17 protein-coding genes are annotated in these 18,322 nt (G+C 65.5%); 7 read left to right on the forward strand and 10 right to left on the reverse strand.

Translation table 11 applies throughout. The annotated features are described in order from the left end of the window. Positions 1 to 161 precede the first annotated feature (161 nt). The 3 genes from dsbG to dsbD are packed head-to-tail and all read right to left on the reverse strand — an operon-like array spanning position 162 to position 3,462. Complete coding sequence (gene dsbG / locus E8E95_RS06920) at positions 162 to 935, reverse strand: thiol:disulfide interchange protein DsbG (protein ID WP_280349152.1); 774 nt, start codon at positions 933 to 935, stop codon at positions 162 to 164. Next, on the reverse strand, positions 932 to 1,747 hold the full coding sequence (locus tag E8E95_RS06925; RefSeq protein ID WP_280349153.1) for a TlpA disulfide reductase family protein: 816 nt from the start codon (positions 1,745 to 1,747) through the stop codon (positions 932 to 934). Before E8E95_RS06925 ends, dsbG begins: the two co-directional genes overlap by 4 nt. Continuing rightward, positions 1,747 to 3,462, reverse strand: coding sequence for a protein-disulfide reductase DsbD (gene dsbD / locus E8E95_RS06930; RefSeq protein ID WP_280349154.1), 1,716 nt, complete (start codon positions 3,460 to 3,462; stop codon positions 1,747 to 1,749). Before dsbD ends, E8E95_RS06925 begins: the two co-directional genes overlap by 1 nt. Positions 3,463 to 3,604: 142 nt before the next feature. Between dsbD and E8E95_RS06935 the strand changes: the two genes are divergently transcribed. Then, entirely contained in the window at positions 3,605 to 4,294 is a 690-nt protein-coding gene (locus E8E95_RS06935; protein WP_280349155.1) for a response regulator, read from the forward strand. Beyond that, positions 4,291 to 5,616: a sensor histidine kinase gene (locus E8E95_RS06940; protein ID WP_280349156.1), complete on the forward strand. Its 1,326-nt coding sequence runs from the start codon at positions 4,291 to 4,293 to the stop codon at positions 5,614 to 5,616. The genes E8E95_RS06935 and E8E95_RS06940 overlap by 4 nt, the downstream gene beginning before the upstream one ends. On the opposite strand, the gene E8E95_RS06945 is transcribed toward E8E95_RS06940, so the two are convergent. After that, positions 5,613 to 6,335 carry a FadR/GntR family transcriptional regulator gene (locus E8E95_RS06945; protein WP_280349157.1) on the reverse strand — a complete coding sequence of 241 codons (723 nt, stop codon included), beginning with the start codon at positions 6,333 to 6,335 and terminating at the stop codon, positions 5,613 to 5,615. The two genes, E8E95_RS06940 and E8E95_RS06945, sit on opposite strands and share 4 nt — an antisense overlap. Positions 6,336 to 6,414: 79 nt before the next feature. After that, the gene (locus E8E95_RS06950; protein WP_280349158.1) at positions 6,415 to 8,154 is read right to left on the reverse strand and encodes an IlvD/Edd family dehydratase; all 1,740 of its coding nucleotides are present in this window, start codon (positions 8,152 to 8,154) and stop codon (positions 6,415 to 6,417) included. A 196-nt stretch (positions 8,155 to 8,350) separates the two neighbouring features. On the opposite strand from E8E95_RS06950, the gene E8E95_RS06955 reads away from it, so the two are divergent. Beyond that, positions 8,351 to 9,658 (forward strand): MFS transporter, encoded by a 1,308-nt coding sequence (locus E8E95_RS06955; protein WP_280349159.1) that lies wholly within the window; start codon positions 8,351 to 8,353, stop codon positions 9,656 to 9,658. Positions 9,659 to 9,829: 171 nt separating this feature from the next. Here the strand turns inward: E8E95_RS06955 and E8E95_RS06960 are convergent, their stop codons facing one another. The 4 genes from E8E95_RS06960 to E8E95_RS06975 all read right to left on the reverse strand — a co-directional run bounded on the left by E8E95_RS06960 (position 9,830) and on the right by E8E95_RS06975 (position 15,009). Beyond that, a complete protein-coding gene (locus E8E95_RS06960; protein WP_280349160.1) occupies positions 9,830 to 11,755 on the reverse strand; it encodes a DEAD/DEAH box helicase in 1,926 nt (641 codons plus the stop codon). Positions 11,756 to 12,106: 351 nt separating this feature from the next. Further along, entirely contained in the window at positions 12,107 to 12,628 is a 522-nt protein-coding gene (locus E8E95_RS06965; RefSeq protein ID WP_280349161.1) for a gluconokinase, read from the reverse strand. Between the two features lie 193 nt (positions 12,629 to 12,821). Further along, positions 12,822 to 14,117, reverse strand: a complete 1,296-nt coding sequence (locus tag E8E95_RS06970) for a PepSY-associated TM helix domain-containing protein (protein WP_280349162.1) — start codon at positions 14,115 to 14,117, stop codon at positions 12,822 to 12,824. 301 nt (positions 14,118 to 14,418) lie between these two features. Further along, on the reverse strand, positions 14,419 to 15,009 hold the full coding sequence (locus E8E95_RS06975; RefSeq protein ID WP_280349163.1) for a TetR/AcrR family transcriptional regulator: 591 nt from the start codon (positions 15,007 to 15,009) through the stop codon (positions 14,419 to 14,421). 215 nt (positions 15,010 to 15,224) lie between these two features. Between E8E95_RS06975 and E8E95_RS06980 the strand changes: the two genes are divergently transcribed. Both E8E95_RS06980 and E8E95_RS06985 read left to right on the forward strand, forming a co-directional pair. Beyond that, positions 15,225 to 15,626, forward strand: a complete 402-nt coding sequence (locus E8E95_RS06980; protein WP_280349164.1) for an MbcA/ParS/Xre antitoxin family protein — start codon at positions 15,225 to 15,227, stop codon at positions 15,624 to 15,626. Continuing rightward, on the forward strand, positions 15,626 to 16,312 hold the full coding sequence (locus E8E95_RS06985; protein WP_280349165.1) for an RES family NAD+ phosphorylase: 687 nt from the start codon (positions 15,626 to 15,628) through the stop codon (positions 16,310 to 16,312). Before E8E95_RS06980 ends, E8E95_RS06985 begins: the two co-directional genes overlap by 1 nt. Before the next feature lie 24 nt (positions 16,313 to 16,336). On the opposite strand, the gene E8E95_RS06990 is transcribed toward E8E95_RS06985, so the two are convergent. After that, entirely contained in the window at positions 16,337 to 17,476 is a 1,140-nt protein-coding gene (locus E8E95_RS06990) for a carboxylate-amine ligase (RefSeq protein WP_280349166.1), read from the reverse strand. Positions 17,477 to 17,682: 206 nt separating this feature from the next. Here E8E95_RS06990 and E8E95_RS06995 point away from each other — a divergent pair, with 206 nt between their 5' ends. Together E8E95_RS06995 and E8E95_RS07000 are read left to right on the forward strand one after the other, a co-directional pair. Further along, positions 17,683 to 17,913 (forward strand): hypothetical protein, encoded by a 231-nt coding sequence (locus E8E95_RS06995; protein WP_256873336.1) that lies wholly within the window; start codon positions 17,683 to 17,685, stop codon positions 17,911 to 17,913. Next, a complete protein-coding gene (locus tag E8E95_RS07000) occupies positions 17,913 to 18,215 on the forward strand; it encodes a hypothetical protein (RefSeq protein WP_280349167.1) in 303 nt (100 codons plus the stop codon). The genes E8E95_RS06995 and E8E95_RS07000 overlap by 1 nt, the downstream gene beginning before the upstream one ends. Positions 18,216 to 18,322 lie beyond the last annotated feature (107 nt).

The raw sequence follows: 18,322 nt of genomic DNA on the forward strand, positions 1-18,322 counted from the left end.
TGTTCGGGAAACAACAGCGACTCTAGGCCCCATGAGGAGTCGATAACCGTGCATCCCGCGACAGGCGATTTTCATTTCATGACAAGGGACGACATCGGCCGACGAGGGGAAGGGGTGCATTCCCCGGGGGGATGAGGGCACTGCCAGGGCCCTCGACCAAATCACTCCGCCTGGGAGCCCATGATCTTCGCCAGGACATCGGGCTGCGGCACGCCCTGCTGTTGCTGCAGACGGCCCTTGTCATCCAGGTAGAACACGGACGGCGTCGCCTGGGCACCCATTTCGCCCATCAGGTCGAGGTTCTCCGCCAGATGCTTGCGGATTTCTCCGGGCACCTTGTCCGCGGCTTTGAGGGTGCTGTCCTTGCCGGCCGCTTCGTGCGCGTTGAGGGCGGCCTGCGGGTCCTTGGCGCCAAGCAGGGCGGCGGCCTTGCCTGGACTGTCCGGGCGCAGCATGCCGACCATGATGTGGCGCAACTGCACCTTGCCGCTCTCGACCCAGGGCCGCGCCTGTTGCCAGAACAGGTTGCAGTAGGGGCAGTTGGGGTCGCTGAACAGGTAGACGATGCGTGGAGCCTTGGGGCTGCCGTCGGCGATCCAGGCGCTCTTTTCCATCTGCTCCCACATTTCCTTGCCCATGGGCGCGTACACCAGTTTCTCCAGGGGCGCCTGGCCCAGGTCCGTGCCCTGGGCGTCGAGCAGGCTGCCGATCAGCACGTGCTCGCCATCGGGCGTGAGATACAGCGTCATCCCCTGCCCGTTGTAGCGGGCGGCATAGCCCTTGAGTCCACCCGGGGCGTCGAAGGTGCCGACCACCTTGGCACCACGGGCCTCCACAGCCTTGATCGGCGCCGGCCAATCGGCGGCGTGGGCGGTGCTGATGGTCGACAGGCCGATGCCGGCGAGCGCACAGGTGAGTTGTTGGAGTCGTGTCATTGCTGATTGTCCTTATCAAGGGATTCGAGGGCGCGCGCCAGGCTCGCCCGCGAAAGTTCGCCCAGGTGGCTGCCGACCTGGCGACCACTGGCGTCGTAGAACAGGGTGGTGGGCAGCGCTGTGGAGCCCACGCGCTGGCCCAGCCGGTTGCCGCTGTCGAGCAGGCTGTTGTCCAGGGCCAGGCCTTGGCCCTCCAGGAAGCGGCTGACCGCTTCAGCCGCCTCGCCCTGGTTGACGAATAGGAACAGGGTGTCGGGATGGGCGGCCTGGGCCGCCGCCAGCACCGGCATCTCGCGTCGGCAGGGCGGGCACCAGGTGGCCCAGAGATTGATGACCAGCGGCTTGCCGGCAAGGCTTTGCAGCGCCACCGGGCGGCCCTGGATATCCAGCAGGGCCAGTTCCGGCAGACGCGTGGCGCGGTCGAGGGCCTGCCAGGTGAAGGTGCCCAGGCCCCAGCTCGCGACACCGACCACCATGGCGATGCCCAGCGGCTTGCGCAAGGCGTGTTTGCGCCACAGCACCCAGCCACCCAGGAGCAGGGCGGCGAGCACGCCGGGCCAGGCGATGAAGCCGCCGTCGCGGATGTCGATCACCCGCCAGGGTTCATCGCGGAAGTGCTCGAAGTAAGCGATCACGAAGGCCAGTCGTGCCACCAGCAAGGCCACCAGCAACAGGCGGAACAGCCAGCGCTCCGGGTTGTGGCCGTGGCGCCGGCCGATCCACCAGCCGCAGAGGGTGGCCAGTAGCAGGCTTCCGAGGATCAGCACATGAGGCAGTGCCAGGGCGAATGGACCCAGGTTCAAGGTCAGCATCAGCCGCGCTCCCGAACCGCATTCCAGCGCTTCAGGAAGGCCTGGGCGTCCACCTCACCGGTGATACGAGCGTCGCGGCGTTCCTGGCCATCGGGGCCGATCCAGAGCAGCGTCGGCGGGCCGAGTACCTGGTAGCGATCGAGCAGGGCACGGCTGTTGGCGTCACTGCGGGTCACGTCCGGGCGCAGGATTCGCACGCCAGCAAGGCTCGCTTGCACCTCGGCGTTGCCGAATACTTCTTTCTCCATGACCTTGCAGGACACGCACCAGTCCGCGTAGTAGTCCACCAGCACCCACTGTCCCTGGGCCTTGGCGGCCGTCAGCTCACGGTCGAGGGTGGTGGGGTCGCTGAAGTGGGCCGTGTTGCTTGCCGTGGGGGCCAAGTTGGTCGAGCCGGCATACACCGCCAGCGGGCGCTGGATATCCGTCGCGCCACCCGCAGCGCCAATCAGCAGGCTCACGCCCCACAGGCCCAGCACCATGCCGGCGGCGCGCGCGGGGACTCGCCGCGAGACATGGAAGAGGGCGGTGGCCAGGCTGACCAGCCAGACACCCCAGAGGGCCAGCCACAGGCTGTCGGCCAACAGCGGTCTGGCGACGAACAGGGCCGCCGCGAGAAAGAGAAAGCCGAACACGCCCTTGACCCGTTCCATCCAGGCACCGGGCTTGGGCAGGAAACGATTGCCCAGCGTCACCAGCAACAGCAGCGGCGTGCCGATGCCCAGACCCAGGACGAACAGCACCAGGCCGCCCTGCACGGCGCTACCGCTCTGGGCGATGAACAGCAGTGCGGCCGCCAGCGGTGCGGTCATGCAGGGGCCGACCAGCAGGCCGGACAACACGCCAAGCACGCCGGCACCCAGCAGGCTGCCGCCTTTCTGCTGGCGCCCAGCATTCTCCAGACGGTCGCGCAGGGCCGTCGGCAGTTGCAGTTCGAACGCCCCGAACATGGGCAGGGCAAGCAGCACGAACACCCCGGCGAAGCTTGCCAGCAGCCAGGGTTGCTGCAGCGCCGCCTGCAGGTTGGCGCCTAGCAGGGCGGCCACTACGCCTAGCCCGGCATAGACCAGTGCCATGGCCACCACGTACGTGCCGGCGAGCGCGAAACCACGACGGGGCGAGGCGCCGCCGCCGGCCACGATGCCGGCGAGGATCGGCAGCATCGGCAAGGAGCAGGGGGTGAAGGCCAGCAGCAATCCCAGGCCAAAGAACAGAAGCAGGCTCCAGGCCAGCGAGCGTTCCTGCAGGCCGCTGGCCAGGGCCTGGTCTTCGGCCTGAAAGGCGCCCGGTTCGCCGGAACCGCTGGTACTCAGTGCAACGTCGCGGCTTTGCGGCGGATAGCACAAACCCGCATCGGCGCAGCCCTGCCAGCCCAGGCGCATGCGCGCACCGGCTCCCGGCGGAACTTCCAGGGTCAGGCTCTGGCGATAGACCTCGGTGTCGCCGAAGAACTCGTCGCTATGGGGCTCACCGGTCGGCAGGCTGGGCCGGTTTGCCTCCGCCAGCCCCTGGAATTGCAGGCGCTGCTTGTACAGGTAGTAGCCGGGCGCGATCTGCCAATGCAGCCGGGTTGCGCCGTTCTCCAGGGGGGTGACGCTGAGGTCGAAGGCCCGGTCCACCGGGAGGAAGTCGGGTTGCGCGTTGCCCAGCAGCCCGCCGGCCGACGAGGCCAGGCCGGGCAACAGCAGGAACAGCGCGAGCATCAGGGCACGCATGAAGGCTCCGTTGCGGTTTCAGGTGTGCGGAAGATTGTGCCGGCGGTATTAACGCGGCATTAACAGCGGCCGCACGGGCTGCATTAATGTCGCCTTAATCGGTAAGGTCCACCATCGACTCCATTTCAGCGGACGCGACTCCATGCATGTGCTCCTCGCCGAAGACGACGCCCTGATCGCCAGCGGCATCGTTGCCGGCATCCTGGCCCAGGGCCTGACCGTCGACCACGCCGCCACGGCGGCCAGCGCCGAAGCGATGCTGCGCGCGGCGCGCTTCGATGTGCTCATCCTCGATCTCGGCCTGCCCGACGAAGACGGCATCGACCTGCTGCGGCGCCTGCGTCAGCGCGGGCTCGAACTGCCGGTGCTGGTCCTCACTGCACGAGATGCGGTGAGCGATCGGGTGATCGGCCTGCAGGCCGGTGCCGACGATTACCTGCTCAAACCCTTCGACCTGCGCGAACTGGCCGCGCGCCTGCACACGCTGATGCGTCGCGTGTCCGGGCGCCGCGTGAACCTCATCGAACACGGCCCGCTTTGCTATGACCCGAGCAGTTGCGAAGCGCGGCTGGAGGGTCGCCCCGTGGAACTTTCGCGGCGCGAGTTGGCGCTGTTGCAGGCGCTGCTGAACAACCCGGGTCGCGTGCTCAGTGCCGATCAACTCAAGGACGCGGTCTACGGCTTTGCCGAGGATGTGGAGAGCAATGCCCTGAACGTGCATATCCATCACCTGCGCCGCAAGCTCGGCAGCGGCATCGTCGAGACCGTGCGCGGCCTGGGCTATCGGCTGGGCCCGGCCAGCGGCGACAGCGGACGGGAGACGACGCCATGAGCCTGCGCCTGCGCCTGACCCTGATGCTGGGTTCCGCCTTTGTGGTGCTCTGGACCCTGGCGGCGACCTGGATGCTCTTCGACTTGCGCAACGAGATGATGCGCTCGCTGGACGAGCGGCTGGGGGCGTCCGCGCGGATGGTCGCCGGCCTGCTCGAACAGTTGCCGCAACCCGTGGCCAGCGATGGCACGCGCAAGCCCATCAGCGCCGAGCGGCTGGGCATTCCCAATGGCATGGCTTGCCAGGTCAGCTCCCTGCGCGGCGAAGTGCTGGCCCGCAGTCACGCGGCACCGGGCCAGCAGTTGGACGCGGAGCGCGCGGGCTTTCATGACCAGATGATCGACGGCGTGCCCTGGCGCAGTTTCACCCTGTTGCACGGCGAACTGCGCGTCACAACGGCCGACCGGCTGGACGAGCGCGCGACCCTCGGGCGCTCGGTGCTGTTGGCGGCTGCGGTGCCGATGGTGGTGGCCCTGCTGGGCAGCCTGGGCCTGCTCTGGCTTGGCCTCGGACGCGGGTTGGCGCCGCTGCAGCGCATCCGCGAAGCGCTCACCCGGCGCAGCGCGGACTCCCTTCAACCCTTGCAAGTAGGCACCTTGCCCGGCGAACTGCAGCCCCTGGTGGAAACCCAGAACCAGCTGTTCCAGCGCATCGCCCAGGCACTGGAACGCGAGCGGCGGTTCACCGGAGATGCGGCCCATGAGCTGCGCAGCCCCCTTACGGCGATCAAGACCCACCTGCAAGTGGCCCGCATGACCCAGGGCGCCGCCGTCGATCAGGCGCTGGCCAACGCCGAAGCTGGCGCCGACCGCCTGCAGCGGACCCTGGAGCAGTTGCTGCTGCTGGCGCGGGTGGAGGGCAGTCTGGATTTCGAGGATGGCCTGCAGTGCACCGCTGCCGAAGCGGCCAGGCTGGCCATCGAGGACGCCGGGCCGGGGGGACGGGAACGCATCGAGCTGGAGCTGCCGGATGACTTGCCTGCCGCACCGTTGGATATTCCCATCGCGCTGGCGGTGGCGGCCCTGCGCAACCTGCTGGAGAACGCCCTGCGCCACAGCGATGCGCAGGTGAAGCTGGCCCTTGAGCGGCACGGCGACCAGGTGTGCTTCAGCGTGCGTGACCGGGGCCCCGGCCTGCCGGCGGAAAAGCTGGCGCGCATGGGCCAGCGTTTCTGGCGCAGCGCCGACAGCGGCGGCAGTGGCCTGGGCTTGTCCATCGTCCAGGCCATCGCCGAGCGCTGCGGTTGCACGCTGGAATTCGCGAATACGGAGGACGGCCTGGAGGTGACGTTGGCGGTTCGGCTGCAGCCAGCGACTTTCTAGAGCGGCGTCAGCTCGTTCATCACCGTGTCCAGTGCCACGCGGGTGTCATCGAGCTGCACCAGCGACGCGTGGCGGGCGCCGAGGGCGTCGCGATTCTTGATCGCGGTGAGGATGGCCTTGTGGCGGGGCAGGGCGAGTTGCTGGATGTTCGGGCGCAGATTGGTGACGGTGATCGACTCGCGGAGCGGTAACGACAGCATGTTGCACATGTAGGCGAGCAGGTCGTTGTGAGTGGCTTCGGCGATGGCGCGGTGGAAATCCAGGTCCGGCTGCAGCAGCTGCTCGCGGGTCTGGGCGGCTTCCATGCGCCGGTAGGCGTCTTCGATGGCTGCGATGTCGTCATCGGTGGCCGTGGTGGCGGCAAGGGCGGCGATTTCCGGTTCGAGGATGCGTCGCACCGCCACCAAGGTGTTGAAGAACTCGCTCTGCGGTGTGCTCTGCACCAGCCAGTAGAGGACGTCCGGGTCCAGCAGGTGCCATTCGTTGCGCGGGCGCACCACGGTGCCGACGCGCGGTTTCGAATAGACCAGCCCCTTGGCGCTGAGCACACGGGTCGCTTCCCGCAGCACCGGTCGGCTGACCTTGTATTCCTCGCAGAGCGTGGCCTCCAGAGGCAGTTTCTCCTCGGATTTGAAGCGGCCGGAAACAATGTGCATGCCCAGTTCCTGGACGATGCGGGCGTGCATGCTCTTGCGGGGTTTGGGGGTCTGGTAGTCCATCTGAGACGCGCGGCTGGGAAATGATGCGGCGCATCATAACGGCGAGGGGAGATGGGGCGCCAGAACGGCGCCCCTGCTCTCAGTGGGAATGGCGCGGCACGGCCGCGCCCCGGCAGCCCACGAGGAAGTCGAAGTCGCAGCCCTGGTCGGCCTGCAGCACGTGGTCCACATACAGCCGCGCATAGCCGCTGCTGAAAATGTTCGCGCTGGTATCAGGCCGCAGGTCGGCCAGGCGGCCGGCAAGCTCCTCGTCGCTGATGTCCAGGTGCAGGCGGCCACTGGCGCAGTCCAGTTCGATGTAGTCGCCATTGCGTACCGCAGCCAGGGGGCCGCCGGCGGCCGCTTCCGGCGCTACGTGCAGCACCACGGTGCCATAGGCGGTGCCACTCATCCGCGCATCGGAAATCCGCACCATGTCGGTGACACCCTTGGCCAGCACCTTGGGCGGGAGGCCCATGTTGCCCACCTCGGCCATGCCCGGATAACCCTTGGGCCCGGCGTTCTTCAGGACCAGTACGCAGGTTTCGTCGACATCCAGCTCCGGATCGGCGATGCGCGCCTTGTAGTCGTCGAAGTTCTCGAACACCACGGCGCGGCCACGGTGCTGCATCAATTCCGGGCTGGCGGCGGAGGGCTTGAGCACCGCGCCTCGGGGCGCCAGGTTGCCGCGCAGGATGCACAGGCCGCCGTCGGCCACCAGGGGCTTGTCCAGCGGGCGGATCACTTCATCATTGTACTGGGGGGCCGCCTGGCAGTTGCTCCAGAGGCTCTTGCCGTTTGCGGTGAGCGCCTCGGGGTTGGGCAGCAGGTTGGCTTCGCCGAGACGACGAACCACCGCCGGCAAACCGCCTGCGTAATAGAACTCTTCCATCAGGAAACGGCCGGAAGGCTGCAGGTCGACGATGGTCGGGGTGCCCTTGCCGACGCGCGTCCAGTCTTCCAGGTCCAGCTCGACGCCGATGCGGCCGGCGATGGCCTTCAGGTGGATCACCGCATTGGTGGAACCACCAATGGCAGCGTTCACACGAATGGCGTTCTCGAAGGCCTCGCGGGTGAGGATCTTCGACAGACGCAGGTCTTCGGCAACCATCTCGACGATACGCATGCCCGACAGATGCGCCAGCACGTAGCGGCGCGCGTCCACTGCCGGGATGGCGGCGTTGTGCGGCAGGGAAGTGCCCAGTGCCTCGGCCATGCAGGCCATGGTGGACGCGGTGCCCATGGTGTTGCAGGTACCCGCCGAGCGGGACATGCCGGCCTCGGCGGAGAGGAATTCGTTGAGGTCGATCTCACCGGCCTTATAGGCCTCGTGCATCTGCCAGACGATGGTGCCGGCGCCGATGTCCTTGCCCTTGTGCTTGCCGTTGAGCATCGGCCCACCGGTGACGACGATGGCCGGCACATCGCAGCTGGCTGCGCCCATCAACAGCGCCGGCGTGGTCTTGTCGCAGCCGGTCAGCAGCACCACGGCGTCCACCGGGTTGCCGCGAATGGCTTCTTCCACGTCCATGCTGGCCAGGTTGCGAGTGAGCATGGCGGTGGGGCGTAGATTGGACTCGCCACTGGAGAACACCGGGAACTCCACCGGGTAGCCGCCGGCTTCCAGCACGCCTTTTTTCACGTGTTCGGCGATCTTGCGGAAGTGGGCGTTGCAGGGCGTCAGCTCAGACCAGGTATTGCAGATGCCGATGATAGGCTTGCCCTGGAATTCGTGATCCGGGATGCCCTGGTTCTTCATCCAGCTGCGGTACATGAAGCCGTTCTTGTCGGCAGTGCCAAACCATTGGGCGGAGCGGAGCGTGGGTTTTTTCTCAGTCATGGCGCAGTCACTCTTATTGTATGACTATTTCGTGGAGACGCTGCCGAATCTACCTGATGAAAAGCTGTTTTGAAATCGTTGCTCGATAAAAAGTATTACTATATTGTCTCCTTCACTTGGACGAGACGGGCATCTGCCATGGGCCCGCCGGACGAGGCAACCGACCCATAAAAACAAGACAAGCTGGAGACCCGCCATGAATCCGGAAGCACGGATCATTCGTACGCTCACGCTCAGGTTGATTCCCTTCCTGATCCTGCTTTACCTCGTCGCCTACATCGATCGCTCCGCCGTGGGCTTCGCCAAGCTGCACATGAACGCCGACCTCGGCATCAGCGACATGGCCTACGGCTTTGGCGCGGGGCTGTTCTTCATCGGCTATTTCATCTTCGAAGTCCCCAGCAACCTGCTGCTGGAGCGCTACGGCGCCCGACGCTGGTTCGCGCGCATCCTGATCACTTGGGGTGCGATCACCGTGGGCATGTCGCTGGTGCAGGGCGCCCACAGCTTCTACCTCATGCGCTTCCTGCTGGGCGCCGCGGAGGCGGGCTTCTTCCCGGGCGTGCTGTACTACATCACCCGCTGGTACCCGGTGCGTAATCGCGGCAAGGTGCTGGGCCTGTTCATCCTCTCCCAGCCCATTGCCCTGATGGTCACCGGACCCTTGTCGGGCGCTTTGCTCGGTCTCAATGGCCTGGGTGGTCTGACCGGCTGGCAGTGGCTGTTCATCCTGATCGGAATTCCCGCCATCCTGCTGGCCTGGCCGACCCTGAAGTACCTCCCCGACACGCCGAAGGACGCCCGCTGGCTGACCGAGGCTGACCGCCAGTGGCTGAGCACGGAGCTGGAAAAGGACCGCCGGGAGTACGGCCAGACCGAACACCAGAACCCGCTGCGCGCCCTGACCGACCGCCGCGTGCTGCTCCTGGCGCTGCTGTACCTGCCGGGCACCCTGAGCATCTATGGCCTGGGCCTGTGGCTACCGACCCTGGTGCACCAGTTCAGCGGGAGCGACCTGGCCACCGGCTTCATCACCTCGGTGCCTTACCTGTTCGGGGTGATCGGGCTGCTGGTGGTGCCGCGCAGCTCGGACCGTCTCAACGACCGCTACGGCCACCTCATCGTGCTCTACATCCTGGGCGCCCTGGGCCTGTTCTTCAGTGCCTGGCTGACGTCGCCGGTACTGCAACTGGCAGCGCTGAGCATGACCGCTTTCAGCCTGTTCTCGACCACCGCGATCTTCTGGGTATTGCCGGGCCGCTTCCTCACCGGCGCTAGCGCGGCGGCAGGCATCGCGCTGATCAACTCGTTCGGCAACCTGGGTGGCTATATCGGCCCGTTCGGCATCGGCGCGCTCAAGGAGTACACCGGCAGCCTGGCATCCGGCCTGTACTTCCTCTCCGCCGTACTGGCGTGCGGCGTGCTGCTGACCTGGCTCGTCTACGCCAAGCTGGAAAAGAAGACCGCCGCCCCCAGCGGCAGGCTTGAGCAACAACCTTCCTGATAGTGGGTGCGAAAAAAAAGGCGGGCCACTGGCCCGCCTTCGCGACTGAACTGGCCACTACCGATTGGCTTCAGGATGGCCAGTGCCTCCCCGGCGCGAGTCACCCTTCTCCCTTTGGGAGAGGGGCGGGGGGTGAGGGTAGTGTCAGGCCGGATCGGAAGTTGCAGTCGTTTACCCCCTCCGCGCCAACACCTCGACCGCCCCCTGCACCTTGTTCGTGTACCAGATCACCCGGCTCACACCCCGCGTGATGGCTACATAGGCCAGTCGCAGGCTTTCGTCCTGCATGGCCTGGTCGTAGCTGTTGCGGAAGAAACCGGAGTGGGCATAGAGCGCATTGCGCAGCGGGTGTTTCTCCGGCGGGTTGCAGTCGTCGACGATGATCGCCACTTCCGCCTGCAAGCCCTTGGCGCGGTGGATGCTGTAGGCGCGCACCGGCAGCGCCGAATCGAGCTGCGCCTGGATCTGCCGGAGCGGCTCGTTGCGCCGGGAGAGCAGCAGCACCGGATTGCGGTCGGCATTCGCGCGGCCGGCCACATGAGCGCACTGGGCCTCGATTTCCTTTACCAGTTCGGGCAACCGCAACTTGAGGTCGAAGCGCGATTCCAGCTTCACACCATGATCGCCGGGCTGCACGGCCTTGAAAGCCTTGCTGCCCTTGGCCTGCTTGAAGGCCACACCCTCCAGCACCGCCTCGCCGTCCCGCAGGATCGGCTCGATGGAGCGGTAGTTGGTTTCCAGCGTCAGCACGGTGCTCTTCTTCGTCTTGCCCTTGCTGGGGAAGTGCCGGTCGAAGTCCATGAACAGCTCCGGCGAGCTGCCACGCCAGCCGTAGATGGACTGCCAGTCGTCGCCAATGGCCATCAGGCTCACCGCTTCGCCTTGGCGCGACAGGGCACGATGCAGTGCCTGCAGCCACTGGACGATCTGCGGCGAGATGTCCTGGAATTCGTCGATCAGCAGATGGCTGAAGGGAGCGAGGGCCTCGCCGGGCAAGCCGTTGCCCTTGGTGAGCACTTCGCCCAGGCGCTGGAAGGCGGCGTTGAAGGTCATCAGCCCTTGCTGTTGCAGCACGGCCTCGAAGTGCTTCCAGAACTGCACCAGCGCTTCGACGAAGGCGCGCTCCCGAGCCGAGCAGCCTAAGGCGCGGGGCTTCAAGCGGTCGAGGCGGATACCGATGCTTTCCATGAACCCGGCCTGCATATAGAAGGCCTCGAACAGCGGCAGCGGGGTGAACTCGCCGGCCAGCTTGAAGCCGTCCAGCGGCGCCTTCGGTATCTGCTGAGACTGGCCTTCAACCGGGGTGGGCAGGGGCGGCAAGCCCAGCAGGCTGTGCACCCGCTCACGGAAGTCCGCATTTGCCGCGTAGCAATCCTGGTAGGCCTGCTGTAGCAGGCGCTGCTGGGCAGGGCGCAAGCGACCGGCGAGCAGCGGGTTGTCCAGTTCGCCGCTCCCGGCCTCGTCCAGTTGTTCAAACCAGCGCGGGTTGCCCAGCAGTTCCTTGGCCAGGGTGCCCATGGCCGAGTGGAAAGTGCGCACGCACTGGCGTGCCTGGGCGGCGTCGAAGGGGAACTGCCAGAAGGCCAGGACCTTCAGGAGTTGCTCGCGGAGCTGGGCACAGGAGGCGTTGGTGAAGGAAATGACGGTGAGCCGCTCCGGCGCCACACCCATGTGGCAGAGCATGAACACCACCCGCAGCACCAGGGTGGTGGACTTGCCGGAACCTGCACCGGCGAAGATGCGGGTGAGCGGGGCGCGGCCGAGAACCATCGCCCACTGCTCATCGGACGGTGGGCTGACCACCCCCGCAGCCACGGCTTGGCCGACGCGTTCGCGCATGGCTTCCACCTGCGCGTCGGTCACTTTCATCCGGGTGCCGGCGTAGATGCCTTCGTCGACTGGCTTGTCGGCTTTCGCGGGGCCATCGCCGGCGGCGGGCTTCTTGGTTCCGGCCGCCTTGGTCTTGCCGGTGCTGGCGGATTTCTTCGCCCGAGGCGTGGGTTTGCGCAGCTGGTCAGCCGCTTCACGCTCGGCGCGCAGGTACTCGGTGGTTCGCGGGAAGTAACGCGCCAGGGCGCGTTTCATGGCAGACAGCATTGGATCGATCCCTGTAACCACGACAAAGCGCGGAATTCTAAGCGCTTTTGCGTGAAGACTGGATGATGGCGGATTGGCTTCAGGTGGAGGCGGGACTGCCTTGCCTTGTGGGGGCGAATTCATTCGCCAAGGGCGGCGAAGCTGCCCCTGAGGCTCACAGGGCGAACCTTCGGTCCGCTTGGCGATTGAAATCGCCCCTACAGGGTTTGTGCCTGGAACGGGATTTTGCTCTTTGTGGGGGCGAATTCATTCGCTATGGGCGGCGAAGCTGCCCCCTTGAGGGCCACATGGCGAACCTTCGGTCCGCTCAGCGATTGAAATCGCCCCCACAGGGTATGCGCCCGGATGGCTTCAGGCCGGCGCATGATGCTGCCACCACTGGTGGATGGCGCTGGCCAGGTCGCCCACCGACAGGGTGCCGTCGAGCACCAGGGTAAGAGGCTCATCCAACGGTTCTTCCAGATCGGCGAACTGGCTGTCCAGCAAGCTCGACGGCATGAAGTGTCCCTGGCGCTGCGCCATCCGCTCGGCTGCGGCAGTGGGGGAGAGTTGCAGGTAAGCGAACGCCAGGCCAGGCACGGCATGGCGCAGACCATCGCGGTAGGCACGCTTCAAGGCGGAACAGGTGAGGATGGGATGTTCGCCAGCACGGTAGGTCTGCTTCAGCTGTTTCTCGAGCGCATGCAGCCAGCTGGCGCGGTCCTTGTCGGTCAAGGGTTGGCCGGCGCTCATCTTCTGGATGTTGCGGTCGGGGTGGAAGGCATCCCCCTCGATCAACCGCGCCCCGCTGCGCACCTCCAGCGCCCGGGCCACGGCAGACTTCCCGCTACCGGCAACACCCATGATCACCACTGCGTTTATGGGCTCGTACATCGCGTCATCTCTGCTGCTGGTTCTTAAACGATAGGCAATGGCAGCGAAAAGATGGTTTCAGGAAGCTGATTCGATGACAGCGAAGCGGTATTCGCACCGAACGAGGCAGGAAAAACCGGAACGAATTCGCGAAGAGTTTTTGCGGTAGGCAATCAGGCCGGCCGGAACAAGCCGGCCTGAAGGGGGACGGGGATCAACTGGAGGGCAGGATTTCGCCGTCGGTGGCATCCGCCTGGCGTTGTGCCTTGTTCTGCAAGGAACGCTCGCGGGCGGCGCGCTTGCGCCACCAGATGATCACGCCGGTGACCGAGAGCATGGCGATCACCACGCCCATGGCGGAGATCAGGATGCGTCCCGGCAGGCCAAGGATGCGTCCGGAATGCAGGGGCAACTGGGCCTGGACGAAGATGTCGCCGGCGGTGCCTTTCCAGGGCTGGCTGTCGCCCAGCAGGCTGCCGTCCTGGCCGTCGAAGTAGAGCGCCGCCGGGCCTACGCCAGCATCACCGTGGTCACCGCCGGGGTGGTAGAAGCTGACGCCGTAGATGCCATAGTGGCGCGCGTAGAACACGCTGCCCGCAGGTTCTTCCCAGCCACGGCGCGCGGCTTCCGCCTTGGCGGTGGTGATGGCTTCGGCGAAGCCCAGGCGCGGCTCGATGGGCTGGTCTTCCGGGGTTTCCTCGCGCTTGTCGAAGGGACCGGGGGTGACTTCGGTGACCAGCTGCATCATCGGGAAGAAGACTTCCCGGTACAGGTTCAGGGAGAAGGCGGTGAAGGCCAGGACCAGCAGCAAGACCCAGGTCCACAGGCTGAATGCGCGGTGCAGGTCGAAGTTGAGCTTGTAGGAACCGCCGCTCCAACGCACTTTCCAGGCCGGCTTCCAGCGCTGCCACCAGGAGGCGCCGCCGGCAGCTTTGGCGGCCTTGGCCGCTGCCTGGCGGCGCCGCGCGGGCAGGGTGAGGTAGAAGCCGACGAAGCAGTCCAGCGTCCAGACGATGGCGACGATTCCCAGCAGCCACAGGCCCCAGTGGTCGATGCCCCAGAATTCGGGGATGTGCAAGCTGTAGTGCAGCACGTAGAGGAAGGACACGAGGTTTTCGCGGGTCACCGGCCACACGGCGCCCCAGTCGCGCTTGCCCAGCTCGGCGCCGGTGATCGGGTCGACGAAGACCTGGTTGTAGCCCAGCTCGAAGGGCTTGCCGGTGGACGGATCGACCCGGCCGGTCACACCCAGGTCCAGAGACCCTCCGGGCTCCGCTGCCAACGGCACATAGGTAACCACCGCGCGCGGATCACGGGCCTCGACCTGGCGCGCCAGCTCCAGCGGGTCGAGGGCCGGGCCCTGGCTGCTGACCTGGGTCAGGTGCGGGTTGAGCAGGTCATCCAGCTCGTGGTCCCAGGAGATGATCGCGCCGGTCAGGCCGGTGATGAACAGGAAAGTGGCCGTGGCCAATCCGGCCCAGCGATGGAGGAGGGTGGCGAAGGAACGCATGGGGGAATCCGAAATTTCAGGGCTTGTCTGGAAAGGACGGATGAGAACGGCGAATCCGCCAGGGGAGGTGTAACGGGGTGTTTCGATGGGGTGTGATTGGGCGTGTTCGTTGACGAATTCATTGGCATTGCAGCTGCATCGCCCGTAGGAGCTGGCTTGCCAGCGAATGGCTTTTTTTTCGCTAGCAAGCTAGCTCCTACAAGACTCCTGGACCGACGGTCGAATTCTGGCAACAGCCAAGGCCCGAAGGGGGCTCTGCAGGACCTTAGGGGGGTATTGGCTTCTGGATCACCGGGCGATTTCAGGGCAAGCGCAACGCCCCGCGCACTGTCCCCAGGATCATCCGTGTCATCAGTTCGCGTCCTTGCTCACCCGGCAGGCCGCTGGCATCCAGCCAGGCGGGTAGTTGGTTAAGGAGGGATACGATGCTCGCCACAGCGCCGCGCCCGGCGCTATCCAGCGGCTGCCCCGCCAGTTGCTGCAATGGCTCCAGCAGGGCCAGCTCGTAGGCCTGGCGCAGTTCGCGCAGTTGTTCGAGTCGCTCGCCGGAGAGGCAGCGGCACTCCAGCTCAGCCAGGCGGAAATGCGGGCCCATCGCCTCATGCAAGGCCAGGTGGCCATCAATCAACGTGGACAGTCGCGTGGCCGGATCGGTGTGGCGGCGGGCCAGGGCGGCGTTGTCCAGCAGCTGTTCGTAGAGCTCCTCGATGAACTCGAAGAGCAGCGCTTCCTTGCTTTCCACATGGTGGTAGATGGACCCGGCCTTGATGCCGAGGTGCGCCGCCAGGTCGCGCATGCTCACCTGGCCGTAGCCCTGCTCGGCGAACAGGGCCAATGCCAGGTGACGGTTTTCCAGGTAGCGGGAGGGGCGGGCGGTAGTGACATCGAGCATGGCGTTGGCCCTCGCGAATGGCGTGCCCGGGCACTCTAGCCAGCGTGTGCATCAGGGCCTAGGTCGAAAGCGCTCCGTTACCTTGGCGTTTTTTTCCATTGATCGGCGCGGGCCTGCAATTCACGGTCGGAAATTGATACGTATCAGAACTCAATGCTTGAAATAATTCGGATCGGGAGTAGAGTGAAACCATAGCAATTCTCCCAGGAGACGCCATGAGCATTCCCGCCAGCCATGTCATTCCGGACCTCCAGAGCGGCGAAGCCGGCCGCGTGGCCCTGAAGTTCTTCTTCAACCTGATGGACAAGTGGGGTTGCAGCAAGGAACAGCAGCGCACGCTACTGGGCTCCATCGGCAACACCACCTACTTCAGCTACAAGAAGCTGCCCAGTGTGCGCCTGCCCCACGACACGCTGGAGCGCATCTCCTACCTGATGGGTATCCACAAGTCCCTGCGCATCCTTTTCAGCAACCAGGAAGCGCGTGCCTATGAGTGGGTGCACAAGCTCAACAGCGCCGCACCCTTCAATGGCCGGAGCGCGCTGGAGTACATGCTCGGCGGCCAGGTGGTGGATGTGGCCGATGTGCGCCGTTACCTCGATGGAGTGCGTGGCTGATGACCCAGGAGTTGCTGGTGGAACGGATTCCTGACTGGAACAAGGCCTATCGGCTGGTCAACAGCGCCTTCCCGCCCATATCGGTATTCGAGGACACCCTCGATCCCGCTGACCTCGATCTGGCCTACGCCATCGAAGCCATGACCAATGACCGCCTGCGTGACCAGGTGGGGGAGATTTCCCGCGTTGCTCCCGAGGACCGGGTCAGCGGCAATGGCTCCACGGTGGTGATGGCGGTGTTCACCCATATCGGCCGCAGCAGCCGCTTTACCGATGGCAGCTTCGGCGTTTACTACTGCGCCAGTTCGATCGACGCCGCCATCGCCGAAACCCGCTACCACCAGGAGCGCTTCTGGCGTGCCACCCAGGAGGAAAGCATCGAGGTCACCCTGCGCGCCTACGTCAACAAGGTGATTCAGCCGATGCTCGACGTGCGCGATCGCGCGGAGCTGCACGATCCCGATCCGGTGAGCTATGCCACCAGCCAGGTCTTCGCGGGACTGCACCGGAACGAGGGTAAGTGGGGATTGCTGTACAACAGCGTGCGCCTGCGGGGTCATGAATGCGTGGCGGCGTTCCGTCCGCCGGCGCTGACGCTACCGGTGCAGGGGCCACATTTTCGCTACATCTGGGATGGCCGCACCCAGAGCTTTTCCTGCGTGCTGAAGATTAGCCCGGTCGGCTGATCGCTTCCCGCGCGCCGGCCGGGCTCAACCCCCACAGGTTTCCGCGATGAGTTCGTCGACGACCGCCACCAGCGCCTGCTGGCGGGGCAGGCCGGCCTGGAGGGCCTCGCGGTAACGATGCAACTGCCGGTCGGCGCTGCTGCCATAGCGCAGCACATGCCGGCCACGCACGAACGCCTGGCCATCTCCCTCGGACTCGGCGAGTTCACCAAAGCAACCATGGGCCCTCGCCAGCCAGGCACCGGCCGAGAGGCTCGCCTCGCCCGAGGCGTCCAGGTACATGCCGTGGATACCGAAGCGCATGGCGCGCCAGTGGTTTTCCTTCAGTACCAGGCGTTGCAGCTGAGAGTCCTGCGGGTCGCCATCCTCCTGGGTCATCGCCCAGCTCACCAGTGCGCGGAACAGGGCAACGATGCACAGCGCATCCTCCACCGAGGGGCAGCCATCGGCCGCCAGGAATTCCAGGCTGGAGAAGCGCGGTGATGGGCGTACGCACCAGGCGAGGTCGCTCTCGCGGCGTATGGACCCCGCGGCCATCAGCCACTGCACGTACGCATCGAAGGCCGACTCGTCCGGAAAGTGCTCGGGAATGCCCCTGTGCGGCCACTCGGCGCAGACCGCCTGGCGATAGCTCATAAGGCCGGTCGGTCGGCCGTTCCACAGGGGGGAAGATGTGCTCAGCGCCAGTAACAGGGGGAGCCAGCCGAGCACCCGGTTCATCACCTTGATGCGGTCGGTGTCCGGCGGTATCAGCACATGCACGCGCATGCCGCCGACCAGGCTGCGGTGGGCGATCATCCGCTGGTCTTCGAAGAGTGGCTGGTAGTGCGAGTCGTCGGTCGGCACCTGCACGTGCCAGTCGGCGAAGGGATGGGAGCCGACGCAGATGGGCGCCAGCTGGTACTCCCCGGCAAGGCTGGCGAGACGGGTGCGGCGTTCCAGCAGGTAGGCGCGCGCTTCGGAAATCTCCAGCAGGCTGGGCTGGACCATGTCCAGCCGCACCAGACTCTGGAACATCTCCTGGCTGAAACCGTCCTTGAAGGTGTTCCGGGCTGCCTGCAGGAAGCCGGCGGGAAGCTGCGACGGCAGATTGCGGCTGCGCTTGTCCACCAGAAAGAAGGTTTCCTCGACGCCGAATCCGGGTGCGAGCGGGTCGTTGGGCATGCCTGCCGCCTCAATCGTGCCTTATGGCAAGTGACGTACCGGCTGGCCGAGGTTTCAAGGACCGTTTGTCAGCAAGGGCTCTGCAACGGGAGTGTCATCGGGACGAGAGATGCTTTCCGATGAAAAACCGACCGAAGACATTTACGTCGTGAGTTTCCCTGCTAGGTTTTCCAGTCCGGCCACTCGATTGGTGGGGAGGACTGAGAATGAATAATTTGATGCTTCGCCAGGTTGAGGACACCTTGAACAAGATGAGCGTCACGTTTCAGTTCGAATGCTTGTGGGAGCCCGATGGGAGTTACTCCATCACCCTGCGCAACCAGCATCTTGCGATACCGCGAACCAAGGTGGCCGGCATCAGCCAGCGTGAGCTGAAGGATGTGTCCAGTACCCAGCGGCTGGGCCTGGAACTGATGGACCGGGTCCTGGAAGACTGATGAAGCATCAATCCCATTCGCCGAAGCTGCAGGTCCTGCACCAGCCTTCAGGCAAGAACCCCAGGGTGGTCGAGCGCGTCGCCATCTTCCTGGTGATTGGCGTCTTCATGCTGGGGGTCTACGGCCAGTACTCCGGCCGTGGCCCGGGCACCGAACTCGCGAAGACCAAACCGGTGAAGATCCCGGTATTCGAGTTCCAGCGCCTGAGCGCCAATCCCGCCGAGCGGACCGCCGCGTCTGGACAGTCGTCCAGGCAGGACAGCCGTAATGGCCAGGGATCGCAGGCGCGGGTGCAGCTGTAACCGCGATTCCTTTTGCTTTTCCTGTGGGGGCGAATTCATTCGCGAAGGGAGGCGCAGCCTCCCCAAGGCAGGTCGGGCATCCCTTCGGGCTGCATAGCGATTGAAAT

Origin of the sequence: Pseudomonas sp. BN414 (assembly GCF_029871275.1) — a bacterium.
In the GTDB taxonomy this organism is placed as follows: Bacteria; Pseudomonadota; Gammaproteobacteria; order Pseudomonadales; family Pseudomonadaceae; genus Metapseudomonas; species Metapseudomonas resinovorans_C.

Coding starts and splice junctions, on each gene's coding strand:
- dsbG (WP_280349152.1), bottom strand. CDS start 935: ATGACACGACTCCAACAACTCACCTGTGCGCTCGCCGGCATCGGCCTG.
- E8E95_RS06925 (WP_280349153.1), bottom strand. CDS start 1,747: ATGCTGACCTTGAACCTGGGTCCATTCGCCCTGGCACTGCCTCATGTG.
- dsbD (WP_280349154.1), bottom strand. CDS start 3,462: ATGCGTGCCCTGATGCTCGCGCTGTTCCTGCTGTTGCCCGGCCTGGCC.
- E8E95_RS06935 (WP_280349155.1), top strand. CDS start 3,605: ATGCATGTGCTCCTCGCCGAAGACGACGCCCTGATCGCCAGCGGCATC.
- E8E95_RS06940 (WP_280349156.1), top strand. CDS start 4,291: ATGAGCCTGCGCCTGCGCCTGACCCTGATGCTGGGTTCCGCCTTTGTG.
- E8E95_RS06945 (WP_280349157.1), bottom strand. CDS start 6,335: ATGGACTACCAGACCCCCAAACCCCGCAAGAGCATGCACGCCCGCATC.
- E8E95_RS06950 (WP_280349158.1), bottom strand. CDS start 8,154: ATGACTGAGAAAAAACCCACGCTCCGCTCCGCCCAATGGTTTGGCACT.
- E8E95_RS06955 (WP_280349159.1), top strand. CDS start 8,351: ATGAATCCGGAAGCACGGATCATTCGTACGCTCACGCTCAGGTTGATT.
- E8E95_RS06960 (WP_280349160.1), bottom strand. CDS start 11,755: ATGCTGTCTGCCATGAAACGCGCCCTGGCGCGTTACTTCCCGCGAACC.
- E8E95_RS06965 (WP_280349161.1), bottom strand. CDS start 12,628: ATGTACGAGCCCATAAACGCAGTGGTGATCATGGGTGTTGCCGGTAGC.
- E8E95_RS06970 (WP_280349162.1), bottom strand. CDS start 14,117: ATGCGTTCCTTCGCCACCCTCCTCCATCGCTGGGCCGGATTGGCCACG.
- E8E95_RS06975 (WP_280349163.1), bottom strand. CDS start 15,009: ATGCTCGATGTCACTACCGCCCGCCCCTCCCGCTACCTGGAAAACCGT.
- E8E95_RS06980 (WP_280349164.1), top strand. CDS start 15,225: ATGAGCATTCCCGCCAGCCATGTCATTCCGGACCTCCAGAGCGGCGAA.
- E8E95_RS06985 (WP_280349165.1), top strand. CDS start 15,626: ATGACCCAGGAGTTGCTGGTGGAACGGATTCCTGACTGGAACAAGGCC.
- E8E95_RS06990 (WP_280349166.1), bottom strand. CDS start 17,476: ATGCCCAACGACCCGCTCGCACCCGGATTCGGCGTCGAGGAAACCTTC.
- E8E95_RS06995 (WP_256873336.1), top strand. CDS start 17,683: ATGAATAATTTGATGCTTCGCCAGGTTGAGGACACCTTGAACAAGATG.
- E8E95_RS07000 (WP_280349167.1), top strand. CDS start 17,913: ATGAAGCATCAATCCCATTCGCCGAAGCTGCAGGTCCTGCACCAGCCT.